Source organism: Anaerococcus faecalis, from assembly GCF_013371425.1.
Taxonomy (GTDB): domain Bacteria; phylum Bacillota; class Clostridia; order Tissierellales; family Peptoniphilaceae; genus Anaerococcus; species Anaerococcus porci.
Genome location: NZ_JABVBA010000001.1, coordinates 336,294 through 353,446 on the forward strand (window position 1 = coordinate 336,294; position 17,153 = coordinate 353,446).

General features: G+C 28.8%; 18 protein-coding genes. All 18 read right to left on the bottom strand.

From position 1 onward, the window contains the following. Nucleotides 1-76: 76 nt before the first annotated feature. A complete protein-coding gene (nhaC, locus tag HV819_RS01715; RefSeq protein ID WP_154541370.1) occupies nt 77-1,633 on the bottom strand; it encodes a Na+/H+ antiporter NhaC in 1,557 nt (518 codons plus the stop codon). Nucleotides 1,634-1,803: 170 nt separating this feature from the next. Continuing rightward, on the bottom strand, nt 1,804-2,985 hold the full coding sequence (locus HV819_RS01720; RefSeq protein ID WP_154541368.1) for a M20 metallopeptidase family protein: 1,182 nt from the start codon (nt 2,983-2,985) through the stop codon (nt 1,804-1,806). 13 nt (nt 2,986-2,998) lie between these two features. Continuing rightward, on the bottom strand, nt 2,999-4,210 hold the full coding sequence (locus tag HV819_RS01725) for a hypothetical protein (RefSeq protein ID WP_176269375.1): 1,212 nt from the start codon (nt 4,208-4,210) through the stop codon (nt 2,999-3,001). Nucleotides 4,211-4,679: 469 nt separating this feature from the next. After that, complete coding sequence (locus tag HV819_RS01730; RefSeq protein ID WP_154541365.1) at nt 4,680-5,159, bottom strand: hotdog domain-containing protein; 480 nt, start codon at nt 5,157-5,159, stop codon at nt 4,680-4,682. 61 nt (nt 5,160-5,220) lie between these two features. Beyond that, nucleotides 5,221-6,456, bottom strand: a complete 1,236-nt coding sequence (locus HV819_RS01735; RefSeq protein ID WP_154541363.1) for a carboxylate--amine ligase — start codon at nt 6,454-6,456, stop codon at nt 5,221-5,223. 540 nt (nt 6,457-6,996) lie between these two features. Then, complete coding sequence (locus tag HV819_RS11680; protein ID WP_268234523.1) at nt 6,997-7,125, bottom strand: LDCC motif putative metal-binding protein; 129 nt, start codon at nt 7,123-7,125, stop codon at nt 6,997-6,999. Between the two features lie 330 nt (nt 7,126-7,455). Beyond that, nucleotides 7,456-9,717 (bottom strand): ATP-binding cassette domain-containing protein, encoded by a 2,262-nt coding sequence (locus tag HV819_RS11765; protein ID WP_176269376.1) that lies wholly within the window; start codon nt 9,715-9,717, stop codon nt 7,456-7,458. Then, nucleotides 9,710-10,138 carry a MarR family winged helix-turn-helix transcriptional regulator gene (locus tag HV819_RS01745; RefSeq protein ID WP_154541359.1) on the bottom strand — a complete coding sequence of 143 codons (429 nt, stop codon included), beginning with the start codon at nt 10,136-10,138 and terminating at the stop codon, nt 9,710-9,712. Before HV819_RS01745 ends, HV819_RS11765 begins: the two co-directional genes overlap by 8 nt. Before the next feature lie 425 nt (nt 10,139-10,563). Further along, nucleotides 10,564-11,016 (bottom strand): GNAT family N-acetyltransferase, encoded by a 453-nt coding sequence (locus tag HV819_RS01750; RefSeq protein ID WP_176269377.1) that lies wholly within the window; start codon nt 11,014-11,016, stop codon nt 10,564-10,566. A 452-nt stretch (nt 11,017-11,468) separates the two neighbouring features. Continuing rightward, on the bottom strand, nt 11,469-11,624 hold the full coding sequence (locus tag HV819_RS11770; protein WP_328700323.1) for a DUF4357 domain-containing protein: 156 nt from the start codon (nt 11,622-11,624) through the stop codon (nt 11,469-11,471). Nucleotides 11,625-11,820: 196 nt separating this feature from the next. Beyond that, on the bottom strand, nt 11,821-12,069 hold the full coding sequence (locus HV819_RS11520) for a GIY-YIG nuclease family protein (protein WP_235942752.1): 249 nt from the start codon (nt 12,067-12,069) through the stop codon (nt 11,821-11,823). Nucleotides 12,070-12,105: 36 nt separating this feature from the next. Beyond that, complete coding sequence (locus HV819_RS11525) at nt 12,106-12,297, bottom strand: GIY-YIG nuclease family protein (RefSeq protein ID WP_229771233.1); 192 nt, start codon at nt 12,295-12,297, stop codon at nt 12,106-12,108. A 472-nt stretch (nt 12,298-12,769) separates the two neighbouring features. After that, nucleotides 12,770-14,020 carry a hypothetical protein gene (locus HV819_RS01760; RefSeq protein WP_154541355.1) on the bottom strand — a complete coding sequence of 417 codons (1,251 nt, stop codon included), beginning with the start codon at nt 14,018-14,020 and terminating at the stop codon, nt 12,770-12,772. 8 nt (nt 14,021-14,028) lie between these two features. After that, nucleotides 14,029-14,307, bottom strand: a complete 279-nt coding sequence (locus HV819_RS01765; RefSeq protein WP_154541353.1) for a GNAT family N-acetyltransferase — start codon at nt 14,305-14,307, stop codon at nt 14,029-14,031. A gap of 75 nt (nt 14,308-14,382) precedes the next feature. After that, the gene (locus HV819_RS01770) at nt 14,383-15,231 is read right to left on the bottom strand and encodes a pirin family protein (protein ID WP_154541351.1); all 849 of its coding nucleotides are present in this window, start codon (nt 15,229-15,231) and stop codon (nt 14,383-14,385) included. Further along, entirely contained in the window at nt 15,224-15,643 is a 420-nt protein-coding gene (locus HV819_RS01775) for a MarR family winged helix-turn-helix transcriptional regulator (protein ID WP_176269378.1), read from the bottom strand. Before HV819_RS01775 ends, HV819_RS01770 begins: the two co-directional genes overlap by 8 nt. A gap of 96 nt (nt 15,644-15,739) precedes the next feature. Beyond that, on the bottom strand, nt 15,740-16,336 hold the full coding sequence (locus HV819_RS01780; RefSeq protein ID WP_154541347.1) for a hydrolase: 597 nt from the start codon (nt 16,334-16,336) through the stop codon (nt 15,740-15,742). 110 nt (nt 16,337-16,446) lie between these two features. Beyond that, entirely contained in the window at nt 16,447-17,073 is a 627-nt protein-coding gene (locus HV819_RS01785; protein WP_154541345.1) for a glutathione S-transferase family protein, read from the bottom strand. Between the last annotated feature and the right edge of the window lie 80 nt (nt 17,074-17,153).

A 17,153-nucleotide genomic window follows, 5' to 3' on the forward strand; every position in this document is an offset into this window, starting at 1 on the left:
ACCTTATTAGTTTGATTTTTAAGTCCAACTTCTATGGTCAGTTCGTTTATAATCTAGTATTCTTTTTATATCTTTTTTAAGATATTTGTGGCACCTTGCCTTCACTTCTTTGTTTATTTAATTGACTTATTGCATATTCTTCTACTTCTTTTGGAGCTTGTGCCTTCTTTTTCATCTTAGTCTTTCCAAATATATTAGTATAAGATCCATCAGCCCAAAATATATTTCTTTTAAAATAAGCTGTTAATAATGCATATATTGGTGATAGAAGATTTACAAAGGCAAATGGGAAAAAGTATATTGGATTAATTCCTAGTGTTTTCATTTGATAAGCTCCACATGCAGTCCAAGGAAACATTACAGCCCATAAGGTACCAGCATCTTCAAGAGTTCTAGACATCATATTCCTTCCTAGTCCTAGCTCGTCATATTTGTCTTCATAAAGTGGTGCAGGTATTCCTATTCCTAAAAATTGATCACACATTGTAGCATCACAAAATATTGATGTTGCCATAGTAGTAAATACAAGACCTGCTACAGAATTTATCTTCTCTTTTAAGTGAGCAAATAATTTTTCAATTATTCCTGCCTTTTCTAAAGCTCCACCAAATGATACTGCTAGTAAAATTAAGTTTATAGTCCACATTTGATTATCCATTCCACCTTTTGAAAGAGCTGCATCAACATATTCATTACCTGTAGCAATATCAGGACCATAGTGGAGTATAGCAAATATTTCTGCTAAAGATCTTTGTTGTTGAAAAATCTGAGCAAATACAAGTCCCACAAAAACTGTAATCATAACCCCTGCAAGTCCTTCTATTCTTAACACACATACTAAAATAATTATAAGAATCGGTAATAAAACTAAAGGATTTAAATTAAAATTATTTTGAAGTGATATCTTTATACCATCAGCTATGCTAGGATCATAATTTTCTAAATTAGCGTTAAATCCTAAGAAAGTATAAAGAATAAGGGATATAACGAATACAGGACCTGTTGTTGACACCATTGCACTAACATGATCAAACAAGCCTGTCTTACTTACTCCAGCAGCAAGATTTGTAGTATCTGATAAAGGAGAGAATTTATCTCCGATATAAGCACCTGATATAACCATTCCAGCTGTTATAGCAGGATTTATTCCAAGTCCCCTTCCTATAGTCATAAAGGCTATACCAATAGTTGCTGTAGCTGTCCATGAAGATCCACAACATAAACTTACAATAGCTGTAATAATACAACCTATAGGTAAAAACAATACAGGATTTAAAAGCTCAAGTCCATAATAAATAAGGGCTGGTATAGTTCCTGATATCATAAATGATGAAATCAATAAACCTACTGTAAGTAAAATCAATATAGCATCAAGAGTAGTGTTAATTCTTGCAATCATTCCTGAAAGCATATCTTTAAATGAATTACCACAAAATATGCCCACAAAACAAGCAACTATAATTCCACATATTAGAGGCATATGAGCACCATCATAAATTTGCTTTAAATCTCCATCTACATTCTCTTTAGCAAAAACAAAGACATAAATCATAAGTCCTACCATTGTTATGATAGGTAATAGTGCTTCAAAAAAATTTGGTAATCTTTTTTCATTCGTTTTAATATTTTCCATTTATTTCTCCTTTTATCTTAATAAAGTAATAAATTAATATGATGTTTTTAATTTTAGCTTATTATTTTATCTTTGTCAAATATATTTTTATTTATTTTATTATATTATCTAGATAAATCAATATATCAATTTAAAACTCAACTAAGACTAGCTTAATTGAGTTTTATAAATTAATTATTCTCATTTAAAAATTCGATAGCATATTGAGCATACATTCCTGCTCCATTAGCTAGAACATTTTCATCTACATTAAATCTCTCATTATGGTGTGGATAATCTGCTCCTATTTCAGGATTTCTACATCCTATAAATCCAAAACAACCTGGTTTATCTTGGAGGTAAAAACAAAAATCTTCTCCACCTGTTGTCTTTTGCATTTTTTGATTTGCCTCTTCTCCTACCACTTTCTTTAACGCCCTTTCAGCAATCCTTGAAGATATTTCATCATTTATTGTAGGACCTAGGATATAATCATATTTAAGCTCATAATCTGCACCATAAGCATCACAAATTCCTTTTATTACCCTGTTCATATCATTTTCAATATTTTTCCCAATTTCTTTAGAAAAATACCTATTTGTCCCTTCCATTTCTGCTTCGCCTGCAATAATATTGAATCTATTACCGCTATGAAATGAGCCTATTGTTACCGTTACAGAATCAAGAGGTGAATAATTCCTTGATACAAGTTGTTGAAGGTTTTGTACTACAGCTGAACCAACTAATACAGCATCTACTGTTTCATTAGGTAATGAGCCATGACCTGACTTACCTTTGATTTTGATTTTGAATTTATCAGCAGCTGCCATCCTATCTCCAGCTTCTACTGAAATCTTCCCAGCATCAAGTCCAACCCATATATGTGATCCATAAATAGAATCAATTTCGTCAAACCATGTTCCTTGCCTTATCATGTATTTTGCACCAAGTCCAAGTTCTTCTGCTGGTTGAAATATCAAATATACTCTACCACAAATTTCATCTTTTATTTCACTTAATATTTTTGCAGCACCTAAAAGCATAGAAATATGTGTATCATGACCACAAGCATGCATTTTACCTTCATTTTGAGACTTATAATCTATTTCATTTTTTTCACAAACATTTAATGCGTCTATATCTGCCCTTAAAGCTACTGTCTTACCAGGTTTACCACCTTCTATTAATCCAATAACCCCAGTTTTCGGTTCTTCATTAGGTATTTCATAAGAAATCCCCATTTTTTCAAGTTCATTAGCTATTTTTTTTGTAGTCTCATGCTCTTCAAATGACAACTCTGGATTTTTATGAAAATACCTTCTCATCTCTACTATATAATCTTTGTTTTTATTTATTAATTTTCTTATATCCATTTTATTCTCCTTATTATGCTGATGTAAGCATTGGTCCTAATATGCCTGCAAGTATTACTGAACCTATAGATACAGTTATAAAACCAGCTACTAACATCTTTGGTAACACTTGATTAAGTATAAACTCTTTTTCTTCTTTTGTATTTGACATAGCTTCCGCAACTTCGTTTGAAACAATAAACGTTCCAGGAAATCCAAATAAAGCTGTAGAACCTATAGCAAATGCCATCCAAGGTCCAACTTTTAAAACTTTTGCTATAACTACTGACATTATACCTATTCCTATTGTTCCTATAAATAAACATATTGCTATAGGTATAAGTATATTTATAATATCTTGAGGTTTTGCTCCAGCAAGACCTCCGTAAATTACAGCCATAAGAGCTGCCATAACAAGCCCAGATGCATTAGCTTTATCTAAAGGTTCTCTTTCTAAGAATCCAGTCTCCGCTGTTATAATTCCAAATAGAAGTGCCATAACATTCTTATCTATTCTTAAAAGAGCATCTAATATAAAAATACCTGTATTTATATTTTTTAATAAATTTGAGAGAAGTGTTGCTATAAAAGCTACAAATACTGTTTTTGCTAAGTAGTAGTTAGCAGATCTATACTTATCATCTAATTTAAATATAGAAGGTTTTTCTGATATTTCTTTTTCCTTTTCTTCTTCTACAAAAACTACACCCTCTGATTTTTTCTTTAAAATTGACTTTGCTTCTTTTCTTAAACAAAATGATGCTAAAGGATATCCAATGAAACCTTGCAATACTACTAGTAAGGTAGCCATTAACTTAAGGTCCATCCTTCCTATTGCTTCAGCTTTTTCGCCCATTTGTAAACCTGCAATTAAACCTCCAGAAATTGGTGGTGCTGCTACAATAGCTGTTTCTTTTCCAACAATCGGTGAAGCTATTATAAGCAAAAGAACAACTATACCTATTATTGCTCCAACTGATATTAGAACAGTCTTCCACTGTGCCTTTAGCTGATTTATATTTAACATTGAGCCCATATGTACAAGAAGTGATGTAATTAAAAATGAACCTAATGAATATAGTAAGGAATCTTGAAATAACGTTTCAGGGACTCCTATCCAAAATCCTACCAAAAATATAACCGAACATACAAATAGCGACGGAACTATACTGATAGTTTTAACAGCCACTATATCTCCTATTGTATATACTATAAGTATAAACAATAATGCATATAAAGCATCCATAACTTATCCTCCAATATGTAAAATTAAATATTATAAAATATTTATTCAAAATTATATCACTCCAAAATTCGCTTGTCAATTATTTTTCTTTATTTATTTATTTTTATGTAATAATATAAATTAGATACTTATTGTATAGGTATATTAAGGTTTAGAATTAATATTAATTAATATAAAGTCATAAATCAAATTCATATTGATAAATGTATAATTATTTGTAAGTGCATAAATATGTTATAAAATAATCAAAATTTTTAATATAAATAATTAATTTAAAAATGGGATGTTGCAGAATGAATTATCGTTCCAAACTCATTACAAGCTCCTTCACGACAATTTGAACTCCTTAATTGGAAGCTTATTCAACTTGTCTATGAAGAACTTATAATAATACAACGTTAGAAATTCATAATTTTGAAACACCCCATAAAAATATAGTCCCAATATTGATTGTTTTAAGTTGAAAATTTTACATATTATCCTTAACTTTTACAGCAATAATCTTAGCTTTTGCTCTTATCTCATCCTTTGCTTTAAGTTCCATACTTACTATTGCCTTTCTATCGCCTAATTCTTCAAGCCTTGATATAACTTCTATTTCTTCATTCATTGGTGTTGGTTTTTTATAATCTATTTCAAGTCTTGCAGTAATGTATCTTTCTATTACTGTATCTTTAGTTAAGCTTAATCCCTTGTTCTTATGGTTAAAAAAAGCTGCTGAGGCAGTTCCATGACAGTCAAAAATCATAGCAATCATTCCACCAAATAAATTTTGTGGAACTCCTCCTGTATATTTTTCATCAGGTTTTATCCTAGTATAGCAAATATTTCCCTCATCTTTAGGATAAGATTTTATATGCAATCCTTTTTCATTTTTACTACCACATCCCCAACAATATTGAAATCGTTCCCCATAAGTATCTTGTATAGCAACTAATTCACCACTCATAATATTTCTCCTTTTGATTTCTATTTTTTATATTATTACCCAAAAAATTAGGGATGACAAACTACTTATCAACCCTAAAATATTCTTTATAATGTTTTATGCTAGCATATTTTTTTCTCAGATAAATAAGCTTTCTTTTAATTGAAAAATCATATTTATTATCTAAAGTAAATTCATAACCATTTTTTAGTAGCTTATTTATTGTTTTTCTATATTTCTTGTCAGTATATTTCTTAAGTAAACTAGGATGAGCATTTAACCAAATTTTATTTGTATCTTTGTGATAGTAAACATCTTCCTCAAATCCTAAATCAAGTAAATCTCTTATGTAGAAATCAAGAACATTTACACCACCTGCTTCCATAAAGTAATGACTTTGTGGTAATCTTAAATTCATTTCGAAAGCTTTATATAAATTATCCCTACTATCATACTTAAGATCAATATTTACAAATCCAGTATAAGAAAGTTCTTCTAATATTTTCTTATAAAATTTATATAATTCATTAGATTCTTTAGTATATATAGCATCATTATTACCAATTCTTAATGGCAAAGGATCTGATATTAAAATTTGACCATAAACCATCACTCTGACCTTTCCATTTTTGTCGCAATACGCATTTAAGGATGCCTGTTGTGAATTATCTCCTGGAATATACTCTTGAACTATCATGTCGTTGTCATAACCATTATCATAGATTATCTTTACTGTCTCTTTTAAATCACTTAAATTATTTATAGTATATACCTTATATTTGTTTGGAAAAGATAATTTGACATAAGATATGGAATTATTAGGCTTTAAAATAAGTGGAAACTTCATATCAAGCTTATCTAAATTATTACTAGCATTGATTATCTTATAATTTGGATATGGTATTCCCATTTTTTCACAAGTTTTATAAAAATCCAACTTATTTTCAAGTTTTTCATTTAAATATGTTGATGGGGTATTAAATTTATAATATTTAATTAGGACATTTTTATTATTTGATAATAACTTAGAATACTCATCTCCACATGCTATAAGAAAAAGACTCTTATCTTTATTCTTTTTTGCATATTCTATTAAAGATTTGACAAATATATCTTCATTAGAAAAATCATTAATTATCTTTCTATCTAAAATCTTAGAATTATTCGTCGCTTCTAAAGGCTCTTGACAAAATAAAGTTGATATCAACCCATAATTATCATTGAGAATACGAGCAATACCATAGGCATTTTCATCTGAACCTAGTATCACAAAACTAACTTTAAACTTTTGTATTATTTCTCTACTTATATTTTTCAAAAATCCTCCCTTTATATTATTTGTTTATAAATTTCTTAATCTTATTTAAAGCTTTTTCAAGTATTTTCTTATTAAATTTATATTGTTTTATCCATATTAGATGAGAATAATAGCAAATATTGGTAGCTAATTCTAACTTAATACTTCATATATTTATCATAATATACTTTTATTATATTGATTTTTTATAGCTCTATATTTTTGGTATTAATTAAACACTATCCTGATAATATATATTTGCCTAATCTTTATAAATATCAATGATTTTTCATTACATAAAGTTATCCAAAAACTAAGATAAAAATTTTAATTTTATAAAATTTTCAATAATCAAACAAAACTTATTATATACTATTAAAATTAATATATATAAATAAAAGGAGCTGTTACAAAATTATGAATTTCAATCGTTTCATCATTACAAGTTACTCATAGACATTTGAGAATAGCCTACCACTTGAGGAGGCCAACTTGTCATGAAAGATCTTGTAATGATTTTGAACGATTAATTCATTCTGCGACAGTCCCCTTATAATAATACTATTTATTATCTTTTTTATTCATAGAACAACAATCTAGCCTTTCATTTCCAAAAGACTTTTTGTTCTCCTTTGCTAATTTTTTTAAATAATTTTCCCATTTCTTCCTTAAGTTATTAAATAATTTCATTATTCATTACCTCCTTAGTAAAGATAAATAATTACCTTATATTATAATATATACTTGAAGTTTCAATTAATTCAATTAGAAGAAGATATTTATGAAAATACTTAAAATTTACCTGATATATTGTCTCAATTCTTTATAATGCTTAATTAACTTTAAAAGGTATAAATAATTTTTTATTAAAGTGAAATCATGTCTTATCAAATTTCATCTTCTTACCTATACATGCAAAGATTTCAATAATATACTCTCACATCTTTGTTTAATTTTAATAAATTTTATTTACTAATATTATCCAACCTTTATTAAGGTAATTTCGATATTACTGGAATATTAACTACAATCAATATTAACAAATCTCCTTAAATGCTTTGCTGTATAAGACTTATTACAATTTATAAAATCAAGAGGATATCCTTGAAATATTAGCTTTCCTCCTAGTTTTCCACCCTTAGGTCCAAGATCAATAATCCAATCAGCGAGACTTATTACAGATAAGTTATGTTCTATGATTATTAATGTATTTCCTTCTTTTACCAATTCATGGATAAGTTTCATTAAATTATTTATGTCTGATTCATGAAGTCCTGTGGTAGGTTCGTCCAAGATTATAATTTCCGATGTCTTATTTAGCAACATTTGAGCTATTTTCAATCGTTGAAGTTCTCCTCCCGAGTAGGTATCTAATGTCTGACCGAGTTTAATATATGATAAGTTTGCTTTTATTAATGATTCTATGGTTCGGTTTATCTTAGGGTTGTCATAAAAAATTTTCCCTGCCTCTATAACAGTTAAATTAAAAATTTCACTAATATTTTTGTTTCTATACAAATATGAGAGAGCCTTATCATTAAATCTTTTGCCCTGACATTTTTCACAAGTGTATTCCGTATCTCCTAAATATGCTAAGTCAAGTTTTATAGTTCCTTTCCCCTTGCATTCAGGGCAAGCTCCTTTTCCTGTGACGGAAAAGAAAGTTTTATCTACGCCGTTTTCTTTACTGAAGATTTTTCTGATCTCATCATATATTCCCAAGTAGGTTACAATACTCGAACGACAGCTTGCTTGCGGTAACCTTTGATCCAATATTGTAGATTCTGGATATTTGCTTTTAAAAATTCCTCTTACTAATGTGCTTTTGCCCGATCCTGCTACTCCTGTTATGAGAGTGATGGCATTCTTAGGAATTTTTATCGACAGATTTTTTATATTATGCTTTGAAACATTATTTAATTCGTAATAACTTGAAAATTCTTTTTTATTTTCATTTATATAATGTTCTTTTAATAAAGCCTTGGCTGTTATAGTATTTGATTTTAATAACTCCGGGTAGCTTCCTTGGAAAGTTATATTGCCACCACAAGTACCTGCACCTTCTCCAAAATTTATAATCTGATCGCATTCTTTCATCATGTCCGGATCATGATCTACAAATAGTACAGAGTTCCCCTTATTTTTAAGTCCTTTAAAAATATTTGTTATTCCTCTAATATCCTGTGGGTGTAATCCTACACTAGGCTCATCAAAGATATAAAGAATGTCTGACAAAGAGCTGTTTAAATATTTAACCATCTTAATTCTTTGGGATTCTCCCCCTGACAAAGTGTTGGTTCCTTGATTCAGTTTCAAATAGTCCAATCCGACAAGAAAAAGACTTTTTAATTTCATTTTTATTTCATGAGTAATGGCTTGAACAGACTCATCTTTAATCGCATCTATAAAATCATATAAATCATTTACCTCCATATCTGTCAAATCTGCTATCGACTTGTTTTTTATTTTTGCACTTAAAACTTCTTCATTAAGCCTTGTTCCATGACAAGATGGGCAAGTTTCTGTTATTAAGATTTTATCTAAGTCCTTTTTGTATTGAGGGTTCTCTACATTAACAAAACTTTCCATAATTCGTGGAATTACGCCAAAATATTTGGCCGTCTTATGCCACTTTGAGCTTGGATTGATTGGTTTGATTTTAGGTGAGTACAAGAGTAAATCGAACTCATCCTTACTATAACCAGATATTTTTTTGTCATTATCAAAATATCCGGATTCCGTGTATCGGCTAAGTCTCCATCCTCCGTTTTGAAATGTTGGAAAATTGATTGCATTATCATTTAAAGATTTATCAAAATCAATTAATTTATCAATATCAATTAATTTAATTTCTCCTAACCCTTGACACCTTTTACACATTCCTTCCGGATTATTAAAAGAATATTTCATAGAATAACCAATAAATGGTTTAGCTATTCTTGAATATAATAGTCTTAGATCCGAATATATATCTGTAATTGTACTAACCGTTGATCTGGAATTTCCATGAATTCTTTTTTGATTTATCACCAAAGAAACCAAGAGATTTGAAATAGAATCTACTAATGATTTCTTATATTTAGGAAGCAGGTTTTGGATGTATGAAGAGTAAGTTTCCTTTAATAGCCTTTGAGATTCACTTGCAATCGTATCAAAGACAAAGGATGATTTCCCGGAGCCAGAAACTCCTGTCACCGCAATAATCTTATGTTTTGGAATTTTTACTGATATATTTTTTAAATTATTCGTTCTAGCATTTTTTACAACTATATCATCATTCATCCTTATCTATCCTTTCCTTTCTCAAGTTATTTGATAATATTTCGGATAAACGAACAAACTCTTTCTGCTCTTCTTCTGTAAAAAATTCTAAAGCTATTTTATAAAGTGAATGATGCTTTTCTGATATACTCTCTAAAAGAGACTTGCCTTCATCAGTTAAACTTGTGTATAACTCTCTTCCATCGGATTTGTTGGGAAACTGCTCTATATACCCCATAGATTTTAGACCTTTAAGAGCCTTTGACAACTTAGTACGTGAAACACCAAGAATAATACTTAAATCTGAAGGCAGAGATTCTCCTTCTTTATTCACTTGATACAAGATATCATATTGTAACCATGTAATATCTTTTGGGTTTACAAGGTTTCTCTCAGCAACCATCTCACATTGTAAATCTATAAGCGCTTTCTTTAAATCCATAACTTAACTCCCCCCGAATATAATTTCTTTATAGAAATTATATCATAATTGAAATTATTTTTAAAATTTATTTTCAAACTTATGACTATATCTTAAAAAATACCATCCTTATTGCTTGTCCAGAAAAGAGGGTACATATCAGATTAGAACAAGATTAATTATATATTTCAATGAAAATTACATTTAATCTTACCTAAGCATATGATAACTCATCAATAACTTAACTTATATTCCCTAATTTATACTTTATTATCTTAATCTCCTAGTATAACTTATTTGTTAATCTATATTTTTTATTATAATAATTTATATAAAATACTTTATATGAAAAATATTAACATTTATTTACATTATCATAATGATTCATTCTCTAATATAGAAATAAATCTTAATTTCATATCAAAATACACCAATTATTAATAATCTTATTTTAGAGATTTCTTATAAAAGTAATCTTTACCATGCTTATCTCCATAGATTACTTCTTGAAGTTTATAGCCATATTTTTCATAAAGGTCCTTATGTTGTGTCATGATATAAGCCTTATCATATCCTAACTCTTTAGCCTTATCCTCCAAAAATAAAGTCATTTTTTCTGATAATCTTTTTCCTCGAGCTTTAGGATCAATATAAATCATGGCAATCCAAGGTTTAAGTCCTGGTTTTCTTATATAATCTTCTTTTACTAGAGAACCAAAAGCTAGAGGCTTGTCATTTTCTAAATAAAAGAAAAGACCACCATCTTTGCCAAATTTTTCTTCATACTTTCCATCTTTAATCTTCTTAGCAGTTAAAGGACCTGGTTTCCACTCTGCGTTTTCTAAAAATTGTAATAATTTTTCTTTATCTTTGCTATCTTTGTATTCTATAAATTCCATAATATCTTCCCTTCTTAAATTTCAGATAATTTAGCCTTCTGAATATAATTCACTATTATAAATATCAATCATTCCCATAATATAAAATCAATTTATTATAAAATAAAATATTTTGTTGTATATAAATTAGCATGATATAATAACATCTATCTTTACTAGACAATACAAAGTTTGAAACTATAGAATAATACTATTTCTTTATATTACCTATCCTAATTTTTATAAAAATTTTCATCTATTATTTTTAATTAAAAAATATTCAATTATTAAAATATTAAGTACCTAGTTAAAATAACACCTCTTAGAGTTTAATTTTTATCTCAATAATTTATTTCTAATATCTATATACGAGATTTTTTAATCAAGTTTTACCATTTATGATTTTTTATTTTATATTTATAAAAACATTAGCTTTAAATAAGTTATGCTTAAAGAAACTTATCTAAGATTACCTATTCTTGTATTTCACTTTCTTCCAACTCTTTCAAAGTTATGCCTTCTTTAATTTTCCAGTCTGTTTTTCCATTAGTATTCATCCCAAGTAAGAAAGCTGATGCATATGAAGGACTATTAAATAGATAATCTTTAGATATTGTCCCATTTATTATTCTTCATTTAATTTACATTTTCTTCTTAAGTCTGCTATTGATTTTGGTATTGCTTTAGAGTCTTTTTCTTCAATTTAACTTCCTGATAAAACTACAAATCCCTCACTAGTTCTCTTGCACTTTGCTTCTATAATCTTATTAGATTTTCTGCTAGTCCTTGATAAATATAAAACTTCATCTTCTTTAAAGCTTTCTACTATACTAGGCTTATCCTTTTATCTAATATAGGAACAAAAAGTTTATACCCTAATACACCAAGAACTATCTTAGAATATTCTAAAAAATCAAAAAATTCAGATTCCTTTTCTTCAGTCACATTTCCTGGATTAGAATCATTTACATTTATTACTTTGTACCTATCTATTTCCATAGCCATATTAGTGAAATTATTTTCTAAATGTGAAATCTCTGTTTGTCCAAAAGAATTATTCTGAGTTGTGAGCATGAAAACCTCAGAAAAATAGAATTTGTCCTTTAAATGTTAACCTATCCTATATAAAACTCCTTCTCCATTTTTCCTTATTCCTGCTTGACCAATGTAAACCTCATCTTCATCATTTTCTTTTTTTCCATAGAGAAAATATATACCACTCTGCTTTAAATCTGACCTGTCTTTACACTTATCTAAATAAGATCTTGGAATTTTATAAGCTAAACCAGTCCAATTGCCCATAGTACATTTTATTCTTCCAGTAACTTCTCCATCAATTAAGAAAAGATTAAAATTTTTACTATTTTTATATCTAAAACTTCACTTAATATTATTATATTATACAAAATTTGATTCACATATATAGAAAGAAAAATCCAATCCCATTAATGTTATACAATATAATTTAAAGTATTTCATAAAATATGATTATTTTAGTAATTTAAAAATGATAAATTACCTTGGGATTCTAAAGCTAAAACTATAAAGAGATAATAAATGAAATAAACTGACATATTAAATAGTTTGATTAAGACAAAATTAAACGGAACATATTCTATAATATATATGATACATTCCGATTAAAATATTATAAAGTCATTCCATATCTAAATACATATGCGACTTTTAAAATTTTATGCATAAACCCAAATCATAATAAAGAATAATGATTGACACAAAATTATTTATGGACTCTCATAGACCAATTATTGACTTACACATTTCTTTCTTTTGAACCTCTCCCCTTTGCAATAATTTCTCCCTTTATTTCAAATTCTTTAACTTCGCCGCCATCAATATTAAAACTTATAACCCCATCGCCATTTGTTTCAATGTTTTCTCCAACAACTAAATTTTCTATTACTGCGCCTTCAAGCACACTTATGCCGTCTGCTTTTAAAGTTTTTATAACACCTTTTACAAGTGTTTCCCCTTCTCCACCAAAGGTTTCAACTGATTTAGTGATAGTGATCTTCCCTACTGGTTTTGAAAATTGCATACCAATAGATCCATCACCAAGAGTTTTTATTGAATAAAATGTGGCATCATTTATAGTACCGTCGTATTGGTTGAATCCTCTGGCACCTTTACCATAAGTTTCAATTGAACTGTTTGCAAGGAATTTTTTAACTGTTCCAAAATTTACAAATCCGATACCACTTGAGCCATAGCTAATTACTTTTTCATTTGTTGTCCAATCATCGACAACTCCCCAAACATCAAGAACCATATCGTTGTTTCCATATGTTTTAACAACTCCATTTGAAACAATTTTCTTTGCATGAGCACCATATACAATAAATATAGCACCTGTAATTAAATTAGGTTGACCTGTTGGAATCATTCCGTTAGAGTAGATGTCTTTTGTTTCAAGTTCATTTACTGTAACTTTTCCTCCTTCGTCATTAAATCCTGATACAAATACTCCACTTCCAAGGACAGGCGCAAGTTCTCTTCCTATTTTTAATCCCTTAATATTTGCTATTATTTCGCTATCCTTAGATGGATTAAAGTTATAAATTGTAAACGCTCCTTGATATACAATTACGCCGTATTTCATAGGCCTTTCCGTAAATCCCCTTGCATCTGCAGAAACAATATCAAGATTTTCAATGTCTAAATTTAAAAATTTATTATTTCCTCTTGTAAGAATTTGAACTACACCTGTAACTGTAAGATCTTTTAGGTATATATCTTTTAAATCTTCTAGTTCTGAATTTATAAAGATAGCCCTTTCTTTATGTGATGTTTGAATTGCAAGATTCTTAATCTCATTATCGCCTTCAAGTCCAATTCCTCCACCATTCATAAAACTTATAAGCACATTTTTATTTTTACCAATAAGTTTCTTTCCTTTTTTCAATGTGATTGAATTTGGAATTGTAAATGAATTATAAATTTCAATTAAATCGTCATTTGAATTTAAAGCCTTTTGTAATTCTATATAGTTTTTTACCTTCATCATCCAACCTCCTATTTAAAAAGCACATCATCATATTCAGAATGTTTTTCAAACTCTCTTTTTGCATATGGGCATAAGGGAATAATCTTTATATTTTTTTCTCTCGCTCTTTCAATTATCTTTTCCACAAGTTTTGAAGCATATCCCTTACCTCTTAAACTTTCATCCACATATGTGTGATCTATAATCCATTTCATATCGGAAAGTGAAAACGTAGACTCTCCAACAAGTTTATTTTTCTCATCGTAAAGTACCACTCTATTTCTGTCTTTTTTAAATTCTACTCTCATTATTTCTCCTTTTTTCTAACAAAATAAAATCATCTTTAATTTTTAAAAGTGATTTTAAAAATTCGCTTTTCTAATTTAATCAGCATTAAATTCAATTTTTTCCTTTATAAATGTTCCATTTCTAAGATCTTCATAAGCTTGTCGGATTTCTTTCGAAGTATTCATTACAATAGGTCCTGCCCATGCAACATCTTCATTAAGCTTGTTGGAACTGATAAATAATACTTGTGCATTATTGTCTCCATTTTTAATTGTTAGTTTATCACCTTCTGATAGCTTTGCAGCTGTTTTTTCTTCAATATGCTCATCTCCAACATAAACATCTCCTACTAGTGTAAAAATCATGACGGATTTATCGTTATCTGTTTCAATTGTAAATTCTCTATTTGGCTCCAAATGAATATCATAATAATCAAGTGGCAAGTGTTCTCCTTTAAAACCATTATGATCCTTGTAGCTTCCAGAAATCAAACGAATCTTACCGCCCTCAATATCAATTTCTTCTATCTCATCCTTATGAATTTTAGTGTAAGTTGGTTTACTCATCTTTTCCTTTTGTGGAAGATTTAACCAAAGTTGAACACCAAGAAGTCTATCAGCTGCTGGAACCATTTCCTCATGTTCAATTCCAGATCCAGAGTTCATCCATTGAACCTCTCCATCGCTAATTCCATCTTCATTTCCAAGAGTATCTTTATGAACCATCTTTCCCTTAGAAAGATAGCTAACTGTTTCAATTCCTCTATGTGGATGCATTGGAAAACCTGCAGTATATTCATCTGGATTTATACTATCAAATGAGTCAAGCATCAAAATCGGATCGAAATCCTCCACAGTTTGATTACCTAAAACTCTTACCAAGCTTACTCCAGCACCATCTTTCGTTCTAAAACCTTGTACTTTTTTAATTACTTCTCTATCCATAAATACCTCCAATTTTCTTTAAAATTATTAACAAATTTTCTTTTTCTTCTTCTGTTAACATCGAGAAAGATTCTTCTAGCATTTCTGTATTTTTAACAATAACCCTTTCAATAATATCTCTTCCCTTATCCTTTAGGTGTAAAATACAAACTCTTTTATCATTTTTGCAAGAAAGTTTTTCGATATAACCAAGTTTTACCAAGTTGTTTACAATAACAGAAATAGTTCCTACACTACTCAAAATCTTCTTCATTACATTCCCGATACTCATATCTCCCTTGCTATAAAGAACTTCTAAAACTTCAAACTGACCAAAGGTTAAACCTTCTTCTTGAGCAAGTTTCATTGTTCTTTTATCGATTTTATCGATGCTCCTATGAAGTGCTATTATTAATTTTAATGAAATATTCATATATTCCCTCAACGATCTAACTCTTATATTGAAAAACGAAATAATTTAAAATAAATACCCATTCTTACAAGGTAATCCTTATTAAATTAGCCTCTATTAACTAAACAAAATTTTTGCAAATTCTTCTTTTGTTTCTTCCCTGTTCCAATCTCTTTGAAGTTCACAAGCAAGTTGTGTAAAACTAATAAGTTTTGCTCCAGCTTGTTCCATACGTCTAAGAGCAACTTTGTGTGCTAATTTACTTGTACCTCCAACAGCATCTACTACAACATAAACCTCATATCCTTCCTTTAGAGCATCAAGTGCTGGAAAACTAAGACATGCCTCAGTCCAAAGTGCTGTTATAATAAGCTTCTTTCTTCCAATTTTCTTTACAGCCTCATAAAATTCCTCATCTTCCCAAGAATTTATTGTAGTTCTATCAACTGGTTCAATATTTGGAAAAATTTCTTCGATTTCTTTTATTTGTGGTTCATTTTCACCACTTTTTACATTAACTGTGCTTAAAACTGTTGGAAGCTTAAAAATTTTTGCAAGTTTTGCTGTCTTTGTTATATTATTTACAAGTTCTTTTTGATCCATACTTTTTATGGAGCTAACTTGAATAGGTTGATAATCAATTGCTATAAATGCTGCGTTTTCTGGTGTTAATAAATGATCGAATTTTTGATCTCTAATCTTTTTTGAATTCATAATATTCTCCTTAAATTATATCTAATTAGATATAATTTCTTTTTAAAAAAATAGCATAAATTTAAGTTTAATTTTTACAAAAATCATGCTAAATCTACTCTAAAGGTCTCTTAAAATCTATTGAATTTTTTTGTAGAAAGCTCTATAATCTTTTGAACTTCCTCATCATTTTCCATAGTTTCCATAAACTTCTTTAAATTTGGATATTCTGTCCAAGACTTTGGAGTCTTTGAAAGCCAACGACTTAAAATATAAGCATATGCATCAAGAACTGTCTTTTTATTCTTATAGATATGAGTCTTTCCTTCAAGCATGTTATCCAAAATCATCGCAACACTATTAATCTTTTTATATGCAGCTTCAATAACCTTCTCTAAATCTTTCTCATCTCTGCTTGATGTATAATCTTCTGGACCAAACATTGGCCAAAAAGCTGGATGATAATCTGCAGATAAAAATGCTGAAATCTGATTGAACAAAAATTCATTTTCAAGTCCTTCATCTGGCCCTAAATCTTTTTCTTTATACTTACTTGCAATATATGATAATATTGCACCTGCTTGAGTTTTTATGTTTCCATCTTTTGTATCAAGAGCTGGAACTGCTCCTGATGGATTGATCTTCTTATATTCATCAGAACCTAACTCAACTCTTTCTACCTCAAAATCTGCTCCCGCCCATTGAAGAGAAATCCAAACGGATACAGCACATGTACCCGGTGCGTAGTAAAGTTTCATAAAATCCTCCTTTTATAATTTATAAATAACTTATAAGAATTCGTTCTAAATTCTTATATTTATTTTATACCCATTATTTA